The organism is Citrobacter sp. RHBSTW-00524 (assembly GCF_013747755.1).
GTDB lineage: Bacteria > Pseudomonadota > Gammaproteobacteria > Enterobacterales > Enterobacteriaceae > Citrobacter > Citrobacter braakii.
In genome coordinates this window covers 3524070-3543112 of sequence record NZ_CP056421.1, presented here as the reverse complement: position 1 = coordinate 3543112, position 19043 = coordinate 3524070, and the positions used below count along the sequence as shown (strand labels likewise).

19 protein-coding genes are annotated in these 19043 nt (G+C 52.4%); 8 read left to right on the top strand and 11 right to left on the bottom strand.

All coding sequences use genetic code 11. From position 1 onward, the window contains the following. The first annotated feature begins 240 nt into the window (after positions 1-240). Positions 241-1284 (top strand): quinolinate synthase NadA, encoded by a 1044-nt coding sequence (gene nadA / locus HV229_RS17180; RefSeq protein WP_047359467.1) that lies wholly within the window; start codon positions 241-243, stop codon positions 1282-1284. Positions 1285-1311: 27 nt separating this feature from the next. Continuing rightward, the gene (gene pnuC / locus HV229_RS17175; protein WP_016152316.1) at positions 1312-2031 is read left to right on the top strand and encodes a nicotinamide riboside transporter PnuC; all 720 of its coding nucleotides are present in this window, start codon (positions 1312-1314) and stop codon (positions 2029-2031) included. Here pnuC and zitB read toward each other — a convergent pair. Beyond that, entirely contained in the window at positions 2028-2969 is a 942-nt protein-coding gene (gene zitB, locus HV229_RS17170) for a CDF family zinc transporter ZitB (RefSeq protein ID WP_019076308.1), read from the bottom strand. The two genes, pnuC and zitB, sit on opposite strands and share 4 nt — an antisense overlap. A gap of 113 nt (positions 2970-3082) precedes the next feature. Next, on the bottom strand, positions 3083-3457 hold the full coding sequence (locus tag HV229_RS17165; protein ID WP_181545991.1) for a YbgS-like family protein: 375 nt from the start codon (positions 3455-3457) through the stop codon (positions 3083-3085). Between the two features lie 332 nt (positions 3458-3789). Here HV229_RS17165 and aroG point away from each other — a divergent pair, with 332 nt between their 5' ends. After that, positions 3790-4842 carry a 3-deoxy-7-phosphoheptulonate synthase AroG gene (gene aroG, locus HV229_RS17160; protein ID WP_016152319.1) on the top strand — a complete coding sequence of 351 codons (1053 nt, stop codon included), beginning with the start codon at positions 3790-3792 and terminating at the stop codon, positions 4840-4842. Between the two features lie 154 nt (positions 4843-4996). Here aroG and gpmA read toward each other — a convergent pair whose 3' ends face one another. The 7 genes from gpmA to modE form a co-directional block, all read right to left on the bottom strand. After that, positions 4997-5749 (bottom strand): 2,3-diphosphoglycerate-dependent phosphoglycerate mutase, encoded by a 753-nt coding sequence (gene gpmA, locus HV229_RS17155; RefSeq protein WP_003022999.1) that lies wholly within the window; start codon positions 5747-5749, stop codon positions 4997-4999. Positions 5750-5981: 232 nt separating this feature from the next. Continuing rightward, a complete protein-coding gene (galM, locus tag HV229_RS17150) occupies positions 5982-7022 on the bottom strand; it encodes a galactose-1-epimerase (RefSeq protein ID WP_019076309.1) in 1041 nt (346 codons plus the stop codon). Further along, positions 7016-8164, bottom strand: a complete 1149-nt coding sequence (galK, locus tag HV229_RS17145; RefSeq protein ID WP_080859023.1) for a galactokinase — start codon at positions 8162-8164, stop codon at positions 7016-7018. Before galK ends, galM begins: the two co-directional genes overlap by 7 nt. Positions 8165-8167: 3 nt before the next feature. Then, a complete protein-coding gene (gene galT, locus HV229_RS17140; RefSeq protein WP_181545989.1) occupies positions 8168-9214 on the bottom strand; it encodes a galactose-1-phosphate uridylyltransferase in 1047 nt (348 codons plus the stop codon). A 9-nt stretch (positions 9215-9223) separates the two neighbouring features. Next, positions 9224-10240 carry a UDP-glucose 4-epimerase GalE gene (gene galE, locus HV229_RS17135; RefSeq protein ID WP_016152323.1) on the bottom strand — a complete coding sequence of 339 codons (1017 nt, stop codon included), beginning with the start codon at positions 10238-10240 and terminating at the stop codon, positions 9224-9226. Between the two features lie 217 nt (positions 10241-10457). Continuing rightward, positions 10458-11930 carry a molybdate ABC transporter ATP-binding protein ModF gene (gene modF, locus HV229_RS17130; RefSeq protein ID WP_094760711.1) on the bottom strand — a complete coding sequence of 491 codons (1473 nt, stop codon included), beginning with the start codon at positions 11928-11930 and terminating at the stop codon, positions 10458-10460. A gap of 67 nt (positions 11931-11997) precedes the next feature. After that, complete coding sequence (gene modE / locus HV229_RS17125) at positions 11998-12786, bottom strand: molybdenum-dependent transcriptional regulator (protein ID WP_016152325.1); 789 nt, start codon at positions 12784-12786, stop codon at positions 11998-12000. 130 nt (positions 12787-12916) lie between these two features. On the opposite strand from modE, the gene HV229_RS17120 reads away from it, so the two are divergent. The 4 genes from HV229_RS17120 (at position 12917) to modC (ending at position 15791) form a co-directional block, all read left to right on the top strand. Then, positions 12917-13066, top strand: a complete 150-nt coding sequence (locus HV229_RS17120) for an AcrZ family multidrug efflux pump-associated protein (protein WP_003023026.1) — start codon at positions 12917-12919, stop codon at positions 13064-13066. Between the two features lie 201 nt (positions 13067-13267). Then, on the top strand, positions 13268-14041 hold the full coding sequence (gene modA, locus HV229_RS17115) for a molybdate ABC transporter substrate-binding protein (protein WP_016152326.1): 774 nt from the start codon (positions 13268-13270) through the stop codon (positions 14039-14041). Then, on the top strand, positions 14041-14730 hold the full coding sequence (gene modB, locus HV229_RS17110; protein WP_016152327.1) for a molybdate ABC transporter permease subunit: 690 nt from the start codon (positions 14041-14043) through the stop codon (positions 14728-14730). The genes modA and modB overlap by 1 nt, the downstream gene beginning before the upstream one ends. Before the next feature lie 2 nt (positions 14731-14732). After that, complete coding sequence (gene modC, locus HV229_RS17105) at positions 14733-15791, top strand: molybdenum ABC transporter ATP-binding protein ModC (protein WP_016152328.1); 1059 nt, start codon at positions 14733-14735, stop codon at positions 15789-15791. Here modC and HV229_RS17100 read toward each other — a convergent pair whose 3' ends face one another. Further along, positions 15792-16610 carry a pyridoxal phosphatase gene (locus HV229_RS17100; protein ID WP_019076314.1) on the bottom strand — a complete coding sequence of 273 codons (819 nt, stop codon included), beginning with the start codon at positions 16608-16610 and terminating at the stop codon, positions 15792-15794. It lies immediately after the preceding gene. A 165-nt stretch (positions 16611-16775) separates the two neighbouring features. Here HV229_RS17100 and pgl point away from each other — a divergent pair, with 165 nt between their 5' ends. Next, entirely contained in the window at positions 16776-17771 is a 996-nt protein-coding gene (gene pgl / locus HV229_RS17095; protein ID WP_049042052.1) for a 6-phosphogluconolactonase, read from the top strand. A gap of 115 nt (positions 17772-17886) precedes the next feature. Here the strand turns inward: pgl and HV229_RS17090 are convergent, their stop codons facing one another. Continuing rightward, positions 17887-19035: a hypothetical protein gene (locus HV229_RS17090; protein ID WP_181545987.1), complete on the bottom strand. Its 1149-nt coding sequence runs from the start codon at positions 19033-19035 to the stop codon at positions 17887-17889. Between the last annotated feature and the right edge of the window lie 8 nt (positions 19036-19043).

The following is a 19043-nucleotide window of genomic DNA, read 5'->3' as shown; positions in this document are numbered from 1 at the left end:
TTGCTATCTGCGATTTATAAGATTTCCTGATGTCCTTTGCTTATCAGCCTACAGACGACACTACTCGTGTAGGCCGGATAAGACGTCAGACGCCATCCGGCATTCATCACACGCAATTATTGTGACTTTTCTGCGCCAATCCGCTATCTTGTTTAGCATACAAAACAAATCAAACCGAATATGGCGTGCGTCACGCTTTTAATCGGTTATTTCGTTAAGCCAGTGAAACGAGAAAGCAAGATGAGCGTGATGTTTGATCCAGAAGCAGCAATTTATCCGTTTCCGCCGAAGCCAGTACCGCTAAGTGTGGATGAAAAGCAATTTTATCGTGAAAAAATCAAGCGCCTGCTGAAAGAGCGTGATGCCGTTATGGTCGCGCATTATTACACCGATCCTGAAATTCAGCAGTTAGCGGAAGAGACCGGGGGCTGTATTTCTGATTCTCTGGAGATGGCGCGGTTCGGTGCAAAGCATACTGCCTCTACGCTGCTGGTTGCGGGCGTGAGGTTTATGGGAGAAACTGCCAAAATTCTCAGCCCGGAAAAGACCATCCTGATGCCGACCTTACAGGCGGAATGTTCATTAGATCTGGGCTGTTCGATTGACGCGTTCAGCGCATTTTGCGACGCGCATCCGGATCGTACCGTGGTGGTTTACGCCAATACCTCTGCTGCCGTTAAAGCACGTGCGGACTGGGTCGTGACTTCCAGTATCGCGGTTGAACTTATTGAACATCTTGATAGTTTAGGTGAAAAAATCATCTGGGCTCCGGACAGACATTTGGGCAACTACGTGCAAAAACAGACCGGCGCAGACGTGCTCTGTTGGCAGGGGGCCTGTATCGTCCACGACGAGTTTAAAACCCAGGCTTTGACACGCATGAAAGGGCTTTACCCTGATGCCGCGGTGCTGGTGCACCCGGAGTCCCCTCAGTCTATCGTTGATATGGCAGATGCGGTTGGCTCAACCAGCCAGCTCATCAACGCGGCTAAATCGTTACCGCATAAGCAGTTGATTGTGGCGACTGACCGGGGCATTTTTTACAAAATGCAGCAGGCCGTTCCGGATAAAGAGCTGCTTGAAGCTCCGACGGCTGGCGAGGGGGCAACCTGTCGCAGCTGTGCGCATTGTCCGTGGATGGCGATGAATGGCCTGAAAGCGATTGCTGAGGGCCTGGAACATGGCGGCGCGGCTCATGAGATACATGTTGAGGACTCGCTGAGAGAAGGGGCGCTGTTGCCGTTAAACCGTATGTTGGAATTTGCGGCTACACTTCGAGCGTAATTATTTATTTTTGCTCTGGGGGAAAAGATGGACTTTTTTAGCACGCAGAACATTCTGGTACATATTCCGATTGGCGCGGGTGGTTACGATTTGTCGTGGATCGAAGCCGTGGGGACGATCGCCGGGTTGCTGTGTATTGGCCTGGCGAGCCTTGAGAAAATCAGCAATTACTTCTTCGGTCTGATAAACGTCACGCTGTTTGCAATTATCTTCTTTCAGATCCAGCTCTATGCCAGCTTGTTACTGCAAGTTTTCTTCTTTGCCGCAAATATCTACGGCTGGTATGCCTGGTCCCGGCAAACCAACCAGCATGAAGCGGAACTGAAAATTCGCTGGCTACCGCTTCCAAAAGCGATCGGCTGGCTGGCGGCTTGCGTGGTGGCGATCGGCCTGATGTCGATCTATATCGATCCGGTCTTTGCGTTCCTGACAGGCATTGCAGTGAATATTATGCAGGCATTAGGATTACAGGTTGTTGTGCCTGAACTACAACCCGATGCATTCCCGTTCTGGGACTCCTGCATGATGGTGCTGTCGATTGCAGCGATGATCCTGATGACGCGCAAATACGTTGAAAACTGGCTGCTGTGGGTGATCATTAACGTCATTAGCGTTGTGATCTTTGCCCTGCAAGGCGTATATGCCATGTCGCTGGAATATATGATCCTGACGGTTATCGCCCTGAACGGTAGCAGGATGTGGATTAACAGTGCGCGTGAGCGGGGTTCCCACGCGCTTTCTCATTAATGGTGATGATGTGAATGGCCGGACACGCCCTGATACAGGTGACAGTCCGGCCCATTGCACGGCTGATACTCCATCTGGATTGTGGCGTGTTCAATCTGGTAGTGATGGATAAGGAAATGCTGAATACGCTCCAGCAACGCATCGTGATCGTGTGGCGGGATCACCTGAACATGCAGCGTCATTACCGGTTTTTCGCCCACCATCCAGACATGGACATGGTGAACGTTGCGGACTTCAGGGATATCCCGGCTGAGATGGCGCTGCAGTGCGGCGATATCCAGCGTCAGCGGGGCACCTTCCAGTAATTCATTAACGCTATCTTTTAGCAATCGCCAGGCGCTACGCAGCACCAGTACGGAAACCAGAATCGAGAGAATTGGGTCCGCGGGCGTCCAGCCCGTCCAGATAATAATCAGCGCAGCGATGATTGCCCCGACCGAGCCGAGTAAATCGCCCATCACATGCAGCGCCGCGGCGCGGACGTTCAGATTTTTCTCTTCACTGCCGCGATGTAAAACCCAAAAAGCGAGCACGTTGGCCAGTAGACCCGCGACAGCAATAACCATCATCATGCCGCCAGCCACGGGGCGAGGCGTCTGGAAGCGCTCAATCGCCTCCCAGACGATTAAAATGGTGATAACGACCAATGCGATGGCATTAACAAATGCGGCCAGCGTCGTGAGCCTCAGCCAGCCGAAGGTGTGTCGTATTGTGGGCGGGCGACGGGAAAACCGGACGGCCAGCAGCGCGAAAAGCAGCGCCGCAGCATCTGTGAGCATATGCCCGGCGTCGGCCAGCAAGGCCAGTGAACCAGAAAGTATTCCACCCACCACTTCAACCAACATAAATCCGGCTGTAATGCAGAATGCGAACATCAGTCGGCGGGCATTATTGTCCTTGGGTTGCTCAGAGGAAGTATGAGTATGTGCGTGCGCCATTATGCCATCCCTTTGTTATTCTCATCTTTACTGTATGCCATCATACCGTTTTTGGGATGATAAAATTAAAAAGGAGAGCTATTGCTCTCCCGTTATTAGCTTTAATTTCAGCGTTACTGCGTGGTGCCATCAGTTTTTGTATCAACATCATTGTTGATGCCGTTTCCGGTCTCAACCTTCTTATTCACATCAGGGCAGCGACCGTCCTTACACATCGTGTTTTTGTGCATCTCATCTTTGGTCATCCCTTCATGGTTCATTGATGAACCGTCCGGGTGCAGCATTGTGCCACCTGAATTCACGTTACTGTTGTCGACATTATTTGGCGCCACGTTTTCGCGGGCGTCTGGGGCGACTTGTCCTGCATCAGCCGAGGAATTTGCCTGACCGTTATTGGACTGCGCGTTGCTTTCAGCAGCCAGTGCCGCGCCGCTGGTGAGGCTGAGTGTAGCGGTAAGGAAGAGTGAAGCCAGCTTTGTCATATGCATAATATGCTCCTGTTAAGGTCGATATGTCGGATAACGTCTTCCAACAGTGCATGTGCCAGTTACATCATTAATATGTGGTTAATCAATATGTGGTTAATCGTTTTGCTATGGAAATTAAAACCAGCATAGAATCTTGAAATCTATGAAAATTAAAGCTGTTACAGTTAGAAATTGTAGTTTGGATCTCGTTTTTCGCTACTTTATTGCGTTTTTTTGGCCAATTCCAGGATTAATCCGTCCAAAGTGTAAAACCCCGTTTACACTTTATGACTGAAGATATAGATTGGAGGGATTGCATTCATTTATATAAGTATGGCAACGCTGGAATAATCATGAATTATCAGAACGACGATTTACGCATTAAAGAGATCAACGAGTTATTACCACCAGTCGCACTGCTGGAAAAATTCCCCGCTACTGAAAATGCCGCCAATACGGTGGCTCATGCCCGTAAGGCGATTCATAAAATTCTGAAAGGGAGCGACGATCGCCTTCTGGTGGTGATTGGGCCGTGCTCTATTCATGATCCGGCAGCTGCCAAAGAGTATGCCACTCGTCTGCTGGCGCTGCGCGAAGCGTTAAAAGGTGAGCTTGAAATCGTCATGCGCGTCTATTTTGAAAAACCGCGTACCACCGTTGGCTGGAAAGGGCTTATCAACGACCCGCACATGGACAACAGCTTCCAGATCAATGATGGGCTGCGTATTGCGCGTAAACTGCTGCTGGATATCAACGACAGCGGATTGCCGACTGCGGGTGAATTCCTCGATATGATCACCCCACAATATCTCGCCGATCTGATGAGCTGGGGCGCGATTGGGGCACGTACAACAGAATCTCAGGTGCACCGCGAGCTGGCATCGGGTCTGTCCTGCCCGGTTGGTTTTAAAAACGGTACCGATGGCACCATCAAAGTGGCGATTGATGCAATCAACGCTGCAGGGGCACCGCACTGCTTCCTGTCTGTCACCAAATGGGGGCATTCAGCGATCGTGAATACCAGTGGTAATGGCGATTGCCATATCATTCTGCGCGGTGGCAAAGAGCCGAACTACAGCGCTCAGCACGTTGCGGACGTGAAAGAAGGTCTGGTCAAAGCAGGGCTCTCTGCGCAAGTGATGATCGACTTCAGCCATGCCAACTCCAGCAAGCAGTTCAAAAAGCAGATGGATGTTGCTAAGGATGTTTGCGGACAAGTCGCCGGTGGCGAAAAAGCAATTATTGGCGTGATGATCGAAAGCCATTTGGTGGAAGGTAATCAGAATCCGGATAGCGGTGAGCCGCTGACCTACGGTAAGAGTATCACCGACGCATGCATTGGTTGGGAAGATACCGATGCGGTGTTGCGTCAACTGGCGGATGCGGTAAAAGCGCGTCGCGGTTAACCAAGTTCCATAGGCCTGAGAAGCGTAGCGCCATCAGGCATTCCGGTGCAGACTATCGGATGGGGCGATGCCTTATCCGGCCTACATTTTCTGGTAGGGCCGAAATAAAAAAGCGTGGAGAAATCCACGCTTTTTCTTTAACTTACCGCGAAAATTACTTCGCTTTACCCTGGTTCGCAACGGCCGCCGCTTTTGCTGCGATCTCGTCAGCGTTACCCAGATAGTAGTGTTTGATCGGCTTGAAGTTTTCGTCGAACTCATACACCAGCGGTACGCCGGTCGGGATGTTCAGTTCAAGGATCTCATCTTCGCCCATGTTATCAAGGTATTTAACCAGCGCACGCAGAGAGTTACCGTGAGCGGCGATAATTACGCGCTCACCGCTTTTCATGCGCGGCAGAATGGTTTCATTCCAGTAAGGGATAACGCGATCGATGGTCAGCGCCAGGCTTTCGGTAACCGGTAACTCTTTGTCGGTCAGCTTCGCATAACGCGGATCGTGACCCGGGTAACGCTCGTCGTCTTTGGTCAGTTCCGGCGGGGTAACCGCAAAGCCGCGACGCCACTGCTTAACCTGCTCATCACCGTATTTTTCCGCGGTTTCTGCTTTGTTCAAACCCTGCAGCGCACCGTAATGGCGTTCGTTCAGTTTCCAGGATTTCTCAACCGGCAGCCAGGCCTGATCCAGTTCGTCCAGTACGTTCCACAAGGTGTGGATGGCACGTTTCAGCACGGAGGTATAAGCAAAATCAAAGCTGTAGCCTTCCTCTTTCAGCAGTTTTCCTGCCGCTTTTGCTTCGCCCACGCCTTTCTCGGACAGATCAACATCATACCAACCGGTAAAACGGTTTTCGTTGTTCCACTGACTTTCACCGTGACGTACCAGAACCAGCTTAGTTACAGCCATACATTCACTCCTATAAATCATATCGAATGATAATAATTCTCATTATATTGCCGTAATGTGTAAGCGGCAATGCTTACGCATAACCATAGCGAAAATAGCGCTACAGTGTAAGGTTCTTGTGAACTCAAGGTTGCGATTTTGTCTTTGAGTGGTGGGGATTTGAGCGGTTCTACTGTGATTAACAAGCACCAGGCCCGAAAAGATACGTCATCGGGCCTGGGAGGGGAAACGATCAAGCTGGAATAAACTGATATTCCGTCACGCTGGCATACTCTTCACCCGGACGCAGGAAGCAATCCGCCTGTGGCCACTCGGGGTGGTTCGGGCTGTCCGGCAGAAATTCACTTTCCAGCGCCAGGCCTTGCCAGTCTTCGTAGGCCTCTGGCCCGCGGGAAGGCGTACCACCGAGGAAATTACCGGAGTAAAACTGCAATGCCGGGGCCGAGGTGTAGACCACCATCTGCAGTTTTTCATCCTGTGACCACAACTGAGCGACCGGCGTACGCGCGTTGCCCTGTGCCTGAAGCAGGAAGGCGTGATCGTAACCTTTCACCTTGCGCTGATCGTCATCGGCCAGAAATTCACTACTGATGATTTTAGGGGTGCGGAAATCGAACGTGCTACCGGCGACGGATTTCAGTCCATCATGCGGGATACCCATTTCGTCAACCGGTAAGTACTCGTCCGCCAGAATTTGCAGCTTATGCTGGCGCACATCCGTTTTATCGCCGTCGAGGTTAAAATAGACGTGATTTGTCAGATTCACCGGGCAGGGTTTATCGACCGTGGCACGATAAGTTATCGAAATACGATTATCATCAGTCAGGCGATACTGCGCGGTGGCGCAAAGATGGCCTGGGAAGCCCTGATCGCCATCGTCAGACGTTAAGGCGAACAGCACCTGACGGTCATTCTGATTGACTATCTGCCAGCGACGTTTGTCGAAACCGTCTGGTCCGCCGTGCAGTTGGTTATTGCCCTGACTCGGCAGTAATTCAACGGTTTCGCCAGCAAAGGTATAGCGGCTGTTGGCGATACGGTTCGCGTAGCGGCCAATCGAAGCCCCCAGAAATGCAGCCTGTTCCGGGTATTGTTCCGGACTGGCGCAGCCGAGTAATGCTTCGCGCACGCTACCATCGCTAAGCGGAATACGCGCAGAGAGCAGGGTAGCCCCCCAGTCCATGAGCGTGACTACCATCCCTGCGTCATTGCGCAGGGTGAGCAGGCGAAACGGTTGACCGTCCGGAGCCTGCACGGGGATTTCGTTTAACATTGTCCGGCTCCTTGTGAAGGTTTGCAGACGTAGAATGTTTCTTTAATACCGGTTTTTGCCTCGTACTGTGTGGCGACAGCCTGCTGTACGGCAGGAACCAAATCTTGCGGGATCAGTGCCACGATGCAGCCGCCGAAGCCGCCGCCGGTCATCCGCACACCGCCTTTATCACCGATGGTCGCTTTGACAATCTCTACCAGCGTATCAATTTGCGGCACCGTGATTTCAAAGTCATCGCGCATTGAGGCGTGAGATTCCGCCATCAGCTGGCCCATGCGCAGCAGGTCGCCTTTTTCCAGTGCCTGTGCGGCTTCAACGGTACGCGCATTTTCCGTGATGACGTGGCGCACGCGTTTGGCAACAATCGGATCCAGCTCGTGGGCGACAGCGTTAAACGCTTCGAGGCTGACATCACGCAGCGCTGGCTGCTGGAAGAAACGCGCGCCAGTTTCACACTGTTCGCGACGGGTGTTGTATTCGCTACCGACCAGCGTGCGTTTAAAGTTGCTGTTGATGATCACCACTGCTACACCCTCAGGCATAGAAACGGCTTTGGTGCCCAGCGTACGGCAGTCGATCAGCAGCGCATGATCTTTCTTGCCAAGTGCAGAGATTAGCTGATCCATGATGCCGCAGTTACAACCGACAAACTGGTTTTCAGCTTCCTGGCCATTCAGGGCAATCTGCGCGCCGTCGAGCGGCAGATGATAGAGCTGCTGGAATACCGTACCAACAGCGACTTCCAGTGAGGCAGAAGAGCTTAAGCCAGCACCCTGCGGGACGTTACCGCTGATCACCAGATCCGCGCCGCCAAAGGCGTTATTGCGCTTTTGCAGATGCTTTACCACGCCACGCACGTAGTTTGACCACTGCTGGCTATCGTGGGCGATAATCGGCGCATCGAGAGAGAACTCATCAACCTGATTGTCGTAATCAGCGGCGATGACGCGTACTTTTCGATCGTCGCGCGCCGCGCAGCTGATGACGGTTTGATAGTCGATGGCGCAGGGCAGAACGAAGCCGTCGTTATAATCGGTATGTTCGCCGATCAGGTTTACACGACCCGGTGCCTGAATAGTATGGGTGGCAGGATAGCCAAACGTTTCTGTAAACAGAGATTGTGTTTTTTCTTTCAGACTCATTATTTACACTCCGGATTCGCGAAAATGGATGTCGCTGACCGCACGCAGTCGCTCAGCCGCTTGTTCTGCGGTCAGATCTCGCTGGGTTTCTGCCAGCATTTCATAACCGACCATAAATTTACGCACGGTCGCAGAACGCAGCAGCGGCGGGTAAAAGTGCGCGTGCAACTGCCAGTGTTCGTTTTCTTCACCGTTAAACGGCGCGCCGTGCCAGCCCATGGAGTAGGGGAATGAGCACTGGAACAGGTTGTCGTAACGACTGGTCAGTTTTTTCAACGTCAGCGCCAGGTCAGCACGCTGCTCGTTGGTCAAATCGGTAATACGCAGCACATGCGCTTTCGGCAGCAGCAGCGTTTCGAACGGCCACGCGGCCCAGTAAGGGACAACCGCCAGCCAGTGTTCAGTTTCAACGACCGTACGGCTGCCGTCTGCCAGTTCACGCTGGACGTAATCAACGAGCATCGGCGCGCCCTGTTCGGCGAAGTATGCTTTCTGTAGGCGATTTTCACGTTCAGCTTCGTTGGGCAAAAAGCTGTTGGCCCAAATTTGACCGTGCGGGTGCGGGTTCGAGCACCCCATCGCCGCGCCTTTATTCTCAAATACCTGCACCCAGGGATAGGTTTTCCCTAAGTCTTCGGTCTGCTCCTGCCACGTTTTTACGATTTCTGTCAGCGCAGGGACGCTGAGTTCTGGCAGCGTTTTGCTGTGATCGGGCGAGAAGCAAATTACGCGGCTGGTACCGCGCGCGCTCTGGCAACGCATCAACGGATCGTGACTGTCCGGCGCGTCCGGGGTATCGGACATCAGCGCCGCAAAATCATTGGTAAAAACATAGGTCCCGGTGTAATCCGGATTTACATCACCGGTCACGCGCGTATTGCCAGCACACAGGAAACAGTCCGGGTCATGTGCAGGCAGTACCTGCTTAGACGGGGTTTCCTGCGCCCCTTGCCACGGGCGTTTGGCGCGATGCGGTGATACGAGGATCCACTGCCCGGTGAGCGGGTTAAAACGGCGATGTGGATGATCGACAGGATTGAATTGCGTCATGATTGGTCCTTAATCCGAATATCCTTGCGGGTGGCGTGACTGCCAGTGCCAGGTGTCTTGTGCCATTTCATCCAGTGTGCGGGTCACGCGCCAGTTGAGCTCGCGATCGGCTTTGCTGGCATCTGCCCAGTAAGCCGGAAGATCGCCGTCACGGCGCGGGGCGAAATGGTAATTAATGGGTTTACCGCAGGCTTTGCTGAAGGCGTTGACCACGTCCAGTACGCTGCTGCCGATGCCTGCTCCGAGGTTGTAAATATGTACACCCTGTTTGCCCGCCAGTTTTTCCATCGCGACGACGTGGCCGTCGGCGAGATCCATCACGTGGATGTAGTCGCGAACGCCGGTGCCATCTTCAGTTGGGTAGTCGTTGCCAAATATGGCAAGGGACTCGCGGCGGCCCACGGCAACTTGTGCGATGTAAGGCATCAGGTTGTTGGGAATACCTTGCGGATCTTCCCCCATATCGCCCGACGGATGAGCACCAACCGGGTTAAAGTATCGCAGTAAGGCGATACTCCAGTCGGGGTGTGCTTTTTGCAGGTCGGTCAGGATTTGTTCTACCATCAGCTTGCTTTTGCCGTACGGACTTTGCGGCGTGCCGGTGGGGAAGCTTTCAACGTAAGGAATTTGTGGCTGATCGCCATAGACGGTCGCGGAGGAACTAAAAATGAAGTTTTTCACGTTGGCGGCGCGCATTGCATTCACCAGACGCAGGGTGCCATTGACGTTGTTGTCATAGTACTCCAACGGCTTGGCAACGGATTCTCCAACGGCTTTTAAACCCGCAAAATGAATGACCGTGTCAATGGCATGATCGTGTAGAATTTCGGTTATCAGCGCTTCGTTACGGATATCCCCTTCCACGAAGGTCGGCTGCTTGCCACCTAAACGCTCAATGACGGGCAAAACGCTGCGTTTGCTGTTGCAGAGATTGTCCAGGATCACCACCTCGTGACCGTTTTTCAACAACTGCACGCAAGTGTGGCTTCCAATGTAACCGCTACCACCTGTAACCAATACTCTCATAATTCGCTCCGTTAAGCCTATGGTATGCAATAACCATAGCATAACAAAGATACGAAAAGTGTGACATGGAATAAATTAGTGGAATCGTTTACACTCCATAAGTTTCACGCATTTTTAATGGTTATTTTATTTTAAATCATTATGTTAGGTTGTTATTCCAGCGTTTGTCTGAAAAAAAGCAGAAAAAAAGGGCGTGATAAACGCCCTGCAATGAAAACTAACGCAGAGACGTTAGTCGATAGGCGTAGATGTCGTTCTCGGGCACAAACTCCAGTCGATGGGTAATGCAGGCTGGGGCATCTTCGGCGTGGTGAGAGACGAACAGCAGTTGAGTTTCACCTTCACCGATTAGCACATCCACAAAACGGCGAATCAGTTGGCGATTGAGCGGATCTAACCCTTGCAAAGGCTCGTCAAGGATCAACAACGTCGGGTGCTTAACCAGCGCGCGAACAATCAGTGCCAGCCGCTGCTGTCCCCAGGAAAGACTATGAAATGGCGCATCCGCGGTACGTTTATCGAAGCCAAGAATATCCAGCCACTGTTGCACCAGCTTGTGCTGCCTGTCGGAAACGGCCTGATAGATGCCGATTGAATCAAAATAACCAGAGAGAATAACGTTGCGAACTGTGGTACTCACCCGGTAATCCAGATGCAGACTGCTGCTGACGTAGCCGATGTGTTTTTTGATATCCCAGATAGTTTCACCGCTGCCACGGCGACGGCCAAACAGGGTCAGGTCGTTGCTGTAGCCCTGGGGGTGATCGCCGGTGATTAAACTGAGCAGAGTTGATTTTCCCGCTCCGTTGGGGCCGACGATTTGCCAGTGTTCCCCCGGATTTACCTGCCAGCTCAAATGGTGAAGGATAGGGCGATCGTTATACGAGACCGTGCCATCGTTAAGCACAATTCGCGGCTCGTTATCTGACAACGTACGGCGCACCGAAGGCTCGTCCGGTTCAGGTAACTGAATTCCTTCCAGCCGCTCGCTATGGGCAAGCTGAGCGATTAATGCCTGTTGCAGAAGGTCGGTTTTTGCGCCGGTTTCTGTCAGCGTGCAATCGGCAAGTACGCCAGCAAACTGCACGAATTCGGGAATCTCATCAAAGCGGTTAAGTACCAGCACCAGCGTAAAGCCGGCCTGATGCAACTCCGCGAGCAGTTCTGCTAACTGACGGCGTGACGCCACGTCCAGCCCGTCAAAGGGCTCATCAAGGATCAGTAAATCCGGCGCGGACATTAACGCCTGACAGAGCAGGGTTTTACGTGTTTCACCGGTGGAAAGGTATTTGAAACGCCTGTTGAGCAGGGAAGAAATGCCAAACTGCTGCGCCAACGCAGCGCAGCGGGCGGGATCGTTGACCTCATCCTGGATGATTTCGGCGGTGGTGCGCCCGGTGTCGTCTTCACCGGGACTAAGAAGATCGGTGTTGTTTCGCTGCCACTCGTCGCTGACTAGCTTTTGTAGCTGCTCAAAGGAGAGTCGGGTAATACGCGTGAACTGACTGTGACGCTCGCCTTTCAGAAGCGGCAGCTCTCCCGCCAGTGCGCGGGCCAGCGCGGATTTCCCGCTCCCGTTAGCGCCAACAAACGCCCAGCTATCACCCGCGTTTAACGTCAACGCATCTAACTGGAGCGTTTTTGTGTCGCTAAGACGAAACGTGCCTTGCGAAATTTGCAACGATGACATTTTGTATCCCATTATTTGCAGCGATTAATAACAGGGATACGTGTTCTTCAGGCTGATGTCAATCTACTCAGCACAGCGTGGCGATAATCACTCTGTCAGCATTAAACCAGGCGGTGACGTTAGCGCCTTCTTGCAGCGTTGCGGCGTCTTGGGCCGGAACGGTGGCGCACAGCGTCTGGCCGTCTGGCAACGTCATCAGCACTTCACACTGTTCCGCACCGCGTTCAATATGGCTAATCGTGCCCTGCAACTGGTTATCGGCGGCCTGAGCGATGGCGTCGTCCTGAGTGATTCCTACCCACGGCGCTTTCAGCAGAATCAGTACTTCTTTGCCTTCCTCAAGACCCAGACGCTCGCCGCTTTGCGCAGTGATCGCCACTTTCAGGCGCGTTTCGCCATCGGCCAGCAGGACGTCGACATGCTGCTGGACCTGATCGTGGTCGCGGGCGGTGATTGTGCCAAACCATTGGTTACGGGCGCTGGTTTGCAGTGAAAATCGAGAGATAGCCGCCAGCAGGCTATTGAGCGGTAGCGCATCGTCATCGCTCAAAACATCAAAGGCTTTTTGTTGGATCTGCGCCAGCAAATCATACAACTGAATTAAGCGTTGGCCGTAGCGCGTTAATACCGCGCCGCCGCCGCCTTTGCCGCCTGTGGCGCGCTCAACCAGCGTCTGCTCGCTGAGTTGGTTCATTTCGTTAATCGCATCCCAGGCGCTTTTGTAGCTAATACCTGCATCCTTCGCGCCCTGACTGATAGAGCCGGAAAGCGCAATATGCTTAAGCAGAGAAATGCGACGGGGATCGGCAAACAGTTTTTGCTGAAGTTTCAGCGTAAGAAGGATTTCGGCCTGCATCACAAGCTCCTGGCAAAAAAGGGTATTGTGACGGAAAACCGTGCCTGAGCAAAGCCGACCGCACAAAAGGGGAGTGCTTTTCTGCGTTATGTGGTTAGAATACAGCTAAGGACTACATCTGGAGTTGACCATGTTAGAGTTATTGAAAAGTCTGGTATTCGCCGTAATCATGGTACCTGTGGTAATGGCCATCATTCTGGGTCTGATTTACGGACTGGGTGAAGTGTTCAACATTTTCTCCGGTATCGGTCAAAAAGACCAGTCCAGACAGAATCATTGATTCCCCAAACGCCCGCTCAGTCGGGCGTTTATATTTTTTACGCCTTCCAACCCGTTTTCTCAGTCTACCGTTTCTCAAGATCCTGCTTTCCCTGCCGATATTTTCTTCGTGTAACCTCAAATTGGTATCAATAACCACTGGGAAAATCCTGGTTTACTCGTTATATTTGCGACTACATAACGAAACGCAAAGGAGTTACAGATGGCACGTACATGGTTACGCTTGTTTGCCGGGGCAACACTTTCTCTTACTGTTGCCGGGCATGCGCTGGCGGATGAAGGAAAGATTACTGTTTTCGCAGCGGCTTCACTGACTAACGCGATGCAGGATATTGCGACGCAATACAAAAAAGAGAAGAACGTTGATGTTGTCTCCTCTTTTGCGTCTTCTTCCACGCTGGCGCGCCAGATTGAAGCAGGCGCACCGGCCGATCTGTTTATCTCTGCCGATCAGAAATGGATGGATTACGCGGTAGACAAAAAGTCGATTGATACCGCAACGCGTGAAACGCTGTTGGGTAACAGCCTGGTGGTTGTCGCACCGAAAGACAGTGCGCAGAAAGACTTCACCATCGACAGCAAAACCAACTGGACTCGTTTGTTAAATGGTGGGCGTCTGGCCGTTGGCGATCCGGAACATGTTCCGGCGGGCATTTATGCTAAAGAAGCGCTGCAAAAATTGGGGGCATGGGATACCCTGGCCCCGAAACTGGCACCTGCCGAAGATGTGCGCGGTGCGCTGGCGCTGGTAGAGCGTAACGAAGCGCCGCTGGGGATCGTTTATGGTTCCGATGCTGTCGCCAGCAAGGGTGTAAAAGTTGTTGCGACTTTCCCGGAAGATTCACACAAAAAAGTGGAATACCCTATCGCAATTGTTGATGGGCACAAAAACGCAACGGTCAGCGCGTTCTATGATTACCTGAAAGGACCGCAGGCTGCTGAAATCTTTAAACGTTATGGATTTACGACCAAGTAATGATACTGACCGATCCTGAATGGCAGGCCGTTATACTGAGCCTGAAAGTTTCTTCCCTGGCTGTGTTGTTTAGTCTGCCGTTTGGGATCTTCTTTGCCTGGCTGCTTGTGCGATGCAAGTTCCCGGGCAAAGCGCTGCTCGACAGCGTTCTGCATTTGCCGCTGGTACTGCCGCCGGTCGTGGTGGGCTATCTGCTGTTGGTCGCCATGGGACGCCGCGGATTCATTGGCGAATGGCTGTATGACTGGTTTGGCATTACCTTTGCCTTTAGCTGGCGCGGTGCGGTACTGGCTGCGGCGGTGATGTCTTTCCCGCTTATGGTACGGGCTATTCGTCTGGCGCTGGAAGGTGTCGATGTCAAGCTGGAGCAGGCGGCCCGCACGCTGGGCGCTGGACGCTGGCGCGTATTTGTCACGATTACTTTACCGCTGATGCTACCTGGCATTATTGTCGGTACGGTGCTGGCATTCGCGCGTTCCCTCGGGGAATTTGGCGCAACGATTACCTTTGTCTCCAATATTCCTGGCGAAACCCGCACTATCCCGTCGGCGATGTATACCCTGATCCAGACCCCCGGCGGCGAAAGTGCGGCGGCAAGGTTATGTATCATTTCTATTGTGTTAGCGCTGATTTCACTGCTGATTTCTGAATGGCTGGCGCGTATTAGCCGTGAACGGACGGGGCGGTAATCATGCTGGAACTTAATTTCTCCCAGACGCTGGGGACGCATTGCCTGACGCTTAACGAAACGCTGCCAGCCAGTGGGATCACCGCTATTTTTGGCGTTTCCGGCGCGGGTAAAACCTCGCTGATTAACGCCATCAGCGGCCTGACGCAGCCGCAGTCCGGGCGCATCGTGCTTAACGGTCGGGTTTTGAACGACGTCGAGAACGGTATCTGTTTAACGCCCGAAAAACGCCGGGTGGGCTATGTTTTCCAGGATGCGCGCCTGTTTCCGCATTATAAAGTGCGCGGCAACCTGCGTTACGGTATGGCGAAAAGTATGGCCGGACAGTTTGATAAGCTGGTGGCCCTGTTGGGCATTGAATCGCTGCTTGACCGTCTGCCTGGCGGTCTTTCTGGCGGTGAAAAACAGCGCGTAGCCATCGGTCGGGCGCTGCTTACCGCACCGGAACTGTTGTTGCTTGATGAGCCGCTAGCCTCGCTGGATATCCCGCGTAAGCGTGAACTGTTGCCTTACCTTCAACGCCTGGCGCGTGAAATTAATATTCCGATGCTGTACGTCAGCCACTCGCTCGATGAAATCTTGCACCTGGCTGACAAAGTGATGGTGCTGGAAAACGGGCAGGTCAAAGCGTTCGGTTCGCTGGAAGATGTCTGGGGCAGCAGCGTGATGCACCCGTGGCTACCAAAGGAACAGCAAAGCAGCATTCTGAAAGTCAGCGTGCTGGAACATCATCCACATTACGCAATGACTGCACTGGCGCTTGGCGATCAGCATCTATGGGTCAATAAGCTGGATCAACCGCTGCAAACTGCACTGCGTATTCGTATTCAGGCATCTGATGTTTCGCTGGTGCTTCAACCGCCGCAGCAGACCAGTATTCGTAACGTGCTGCGGGCGAAAGTCGCGCAGTGCTATGACGATAATGGTCAGGTGGAGGTTCAGCTTGAAGTGGGCGGTAAAACGCTGTGGGCGAGGATCAGCCCGTGGGCCAGGGATGAACTGGGTATCAAACCTGGCCTGTGGCTGTACGCGCAAATTAAGAGCGTGTCGATTACCGCGTGATTACAGCAGGTGGGAGTAAATAAATTTCGCGATGCTGTCGGTGGTGTTGTCACCAATTACGATGTTGGCGCGGGCTTTGACCGCGTCGTCCGCATTACCCATCGCCACGCCGGTACCTGCGGCTTCCAGCATGCTGATATCGTTAAAGTTGTCACCAAAGGCAATGACGTTTTCCATTGACCCGCCCTGTGCTTCAATCCACTGGGTAAGGCGTCGTCCTTTGCTGTTGCCTTTACGGGCAATGTCGACCTGATCGTGCCAGGACCATTCACACTCCAGCCCCAACTGTTGTTCAACATGCTTACCAAACTGCTGCAGTTTCGGAATATCTTCGTCGGTGAGGGCAAATTTCCAGACGGCGTTAACGTCATGTGCAGCCTGCGCCAGCGAAGGCACCTGGGTGAAGGTCGGGCGCTGTTCCGGCGGCAGGGTTTGCGCCCAGTTAGCGGTACGCACCACATGCCCGGTTGGGCGCTCATACAGCATGGCCTCATCCACATACATCAGCCCGTGGATCTGATGTTCATCCAGCATTTCGATCAGCTGTAATGCCTGGTTTACCGGAAGGGGATCGGATTCCAGTACCGTTTTTGCCTGATAATCATACAAGTAGGTGCCGTTGCAGCAAATTGCAGGTGTATCCAGCGCCAGTGCCTGATAAAAAGGATGAATAGCAACGTGATGGCGACCTGTGACAATGATAAGTTGGTATCCTGCTTCTCTGGCGCGCGCGAGCGCTTCAACAGAGGATGGCAGTAAGGTTTTTTTCGGAGTCAACAGGGTACCGTCTAAATCCAGGGCAATCACGCGTGCGGTCATAGTTATTTCCAGATTAAGGTTGAGAATTTTGTCTGCTGGAATGGTACACCGAGACGGGAGCCGGACAAAATTCTGCGCCTTAATTAAGCATTCACCGTTAAAAGCGTCTACCTTAGGCGTGTGTCAGGCAATTGCAGCCACCTGCCAAAAAGCAAAGGAGTATTCATGAAGCAAACCGTTTATACCGCCAGCCCTGAAAGTCAGCAAATCCACGTCTGGAGCCTGAATCATGATGGTTCTTTGACGCTGACGCAGGTGGTTGATGTGCCGGGTCAGGTACAGCCGATGGTCGTCAGCCCGGATAAGCGCTACCTCTATGTTGGCGTGCGCCCGGAGTTTCGCGTGTTGGCTTACCGCATTGCGCCTGATGACGGTGCGCTGACCTTCGCGGCGGAGTCTGCGCTGCCGGGTAGCCCGACGCATATTTCTACCGATCATCAGGGACGTTTCGTGTTTGTCGGCTCTTATAACGCCGGGAGCGTGAGCGTCACGCGTCTGGAAGATGGCCTGCCGGTGGAACAGGTTGACGTGGTTGAAGGTCTGGACGGCTGCCACTCGGCCAACATCTCACCGGATAACCGTATCCTGTGGGTTCCGGCGTTGAAACAGGATCGTATCTGTCTGTTTGAGGTAAGCGATGATGGACATCTGGTGGCGCAGGAACCGGCTGAAGTGACCACCGTTGAAGGTGCTGGCCCGCGTCATATGACGTTCCATCCGAATAAGCAATTTGCCTACTGTGTGAATGAGCTGAATAGCTCCGTTGACGTCTGGGCGCTGAAAGATCCGTACGGCAAGATTGAGTGTGTGCAGACGCTGGATATGATGCCGGCTGATTTCACTGATACCCGTTGGGCAGCGGATATTCACATTACACCGGATGGTCGTCATCTGTACGCCTGTGACCGCACCGCCAGCCTGATTACGATCTTTAGCGTGTCTGAAGATGGCAGCGTGCTGACCAAAGAGGGTTTCCAGCCTACTGAAACTCAGCCGCGCGGGTTTAATATCGATCACAGCGGTAAATACCTGATTGCTGCCGGGCAAAAATCGCACCATATCGCGGTGTATGAGATTGCTGGCGAGCAGGGGCTGCTGGCAGAGAAGGGGCGTTATGCAGTGGGGCAGGGACCGATGTGGGTCGTGGTGAACGCCTACTAACGCCATCAGTTAGAGCAGGAAAAGCCTGTTCAAAGATAAAAAGCGAGGTTTACATCCGTGTGAACCTCGCGGGGAAACTAAGTTATTTATAACGTTTATGGGGAACGATTTATTGTCACGGTCCCGGATAACGACAGGTAGCGACGGCCCATGGAATACAGTTAAGATCCGTTTTGCTGAAATCAACAGCAATCCCTGTATTTTCAGGCCTCCACCAGTTAATGCGTTCGCCATTATATTTAAGAGTGACATCAAGAATATCAATCTTTTCGAAATCGACTTCCTCGCCACCGCCATGAATATTGGAGTCACCTGCATCCCAATACCCCCCTGTATTATTGTTTGGGGTTGATGAAGGAAAACCACCTGCATGTTCACTATTTACAAATACCTCCATTCCCGACGAGGCATTTTTATCCGTTCTTAATATTTTCATTTTCTTCCCATTCCCTTTGGGGACATATTTTACGGCCATAACAGGGAATGTCCAAAATTCGTGAGTGGAAGCTATGAGGCCTCCAACGTCATGCTGGAACCCGATGACCTCAATGACGAGATATTCCAGATCGTTACTTGAGATAGTTATGCTTTGAGGGGTTTGCTTTCCATCCTGACCACCGCAAAATTTGCCCGCATCATCACATAGATCTTCTGACTGGGTAAAAAAGACCGAGGAAAGTCGAACATTAGGATCATCAACTGGTCTCGGACCAGGAGGAAGAGGACTGCCGCTGTCTCCACTATTCCACTGGGCGCCACTAAAACGATGCTCAAAGAACCGAGTCACCCTGTTCCATTTATCGGGGATCTTGCCTTGTATATTATAACTGTTCTGGACGCCATTATAAGTCCAAACCAAACCTTCAAGGTGCTCTGATGACCCTCTATCTCCAAGTTTTCCTTTACTGCTATCACACTGTATTTCGCGGCTAAATGAACAACGCGGCAAATTTGGGGAGACAGCGGTAGGAATATTACGGCCTTTATCCTGATCGTATCCTTTTGTTTTCCAGTACACATTCACGCCAAAAGTCTGATAGGCATCTACGCTGAATGACATCCTTCCCCCGTTATTAAAACCAAAGACCGACGATACCCGAACGGTAAAATAATGCGGCCCCAGCGAGGCCGGCGTGCGTGTCAGAAAACCAAAATTTGCGCTGACGTCTTTTCCTGAATTGGGAGCATTATTCGAAGATATTGCACTTGTGCTAAAAAGCAGCATTGCCGAGATCAGCCCTGCCGATAAAACAGTCCTTTTCATTTGTCACT

What these genes read in the sequence shown, in the direction of transcription:
- nadA (WP_047359467.1), top strand. Translation starts at nt 241, where the DNA reads ATGAGCGTGATGTTTGATCCAGAAGCAGCAATTTATCCGTTTCCGCCG.
- pnuC (WP_016152316.1), top strand. Translation starts at nt 1,312, where the DNA reads ATGGACTTTTTTAGCACGCAGAACATTCTGGTACATATTCCGATTGGC.
- zitB (WP_019076308.1), bottom strand. Translation starts at nt 2,969, where the DNA reads ATGGCGCACGCACATACTCATACTTCCTCTGAGCAACCCAAGGACAAT.
- HV229_RS17165 (WP_181545991.1), bottom strand. Translation starts at nt 3,457, where the DNA reads ATGCATATGACAAAGCTGGCTTCACTCTTCCTTACCGCTACACTCAGC.
- aroG (WP_016152319.1), top strand. Translation starts at nt 3,790, where the DNA reads ATGAATTATCAGAACGACGATTTACGCATTAAAGAGATCAACGAGTTA.
- gpmA (WP_003022999.1), bottom strand. Translation starts at nt 5,749, where the DNA reads ATGGCTGTAACTAAGCTGGTTCTGGTACGTCACGGTGAAAGTCAGTGG.
- galM (WP_019076309.1), bottom strand. Translation starts at nt 7,022, where the DNA reads ATGTTAAACGAAATCCCCGTGCAGGCTCCGGACGGTCAACCGTTTCGC.
- galK (WP_080859023.1), bottom strand. Translation starts at nt 8,164, where the DNA reads ATGAGTCTGAAAGAAAAAACACAATCTCTGTTTACAGAAACGTTTGGC.
- galT (WP_181545989.1), bottom strand. Translation starts at nt 9,214, where the DNA reads ATGACGCAATTCAATCCTGTCGATCATCCACATCGCCGTTTTAACCCG.
- galE (WP_016152323.1), bottom strand. Translation starts at nt 10,240, where the DNA reads ATGAGAGTATTGGTTACAGGTGGTAGCGGTTACATTGGAAGCCACACT.
- modF (WP_094760711.1), bottom strand. Translation starts at nt 11,930, where the DNA reads ATGTCATCGTTGCAAATTTCGCAAGGCACGTTTCGTCTTAGCGACACA.
- modE (WP_016152325.1), bottom strand. Translation starts at nt 12,786, where the DNA reads ATGCAGGCCGAAATCCTTCTTACGCTGAAACTTCAGCAAAAACTGTTT.
- HV229_RS17120 (WP_003023026.1), top strand. Translation starts at nt 12,917, where the DNA reads ATGTTAGAGTTATTGAAAAGTCTGGTATTCGCCGTAATCATGGTACCT.
- modA (WP_016152326.1), top strand. Translation starts at nt 13,268, where the DNA reads ATGGCACGTACATGGTTACGCTTGTTTGCCGGGGCAACACTTTCTCTT.
- modB (WP_016152327.1), top strand. Translation starts at nt 14,041, where the DNA reads ATGATACTGACCGATCCTGAATGGCAGGCCGTTATACTGAGCCTGAAA.
- modC (WP_016152328.1), top strand. Translation starts at nt 14,733, where the DNA reads ATGCTGGAACTTAATTTCTCCCAGACGCTGGGGACGCATTGCCTGACG.
- HV229_RS17100 (WP_019076314.1), bottom strand. Translation starts at nt 16,610, where the DNA reads ATGACCGCACGCGTGATTGCCCTGGATTTAGACGGTACCCTGTTGACT.
- pgl (WP_049042052.1), top strand. Translation starts at nt 16,776, where the DNA reads ATGAAGCAAACCGTTTATACCGCCAGCCCTGAAAGTCAGCAAATCCAC.
- HV229_RS17090 (WP_181545987.1), bottom strand. Translation starts at nt 19,035, where the DNA reads ATGAAAAGGACTGTTTTATCGGCAGGGCTGATCTCGGCAATGCTGCTT.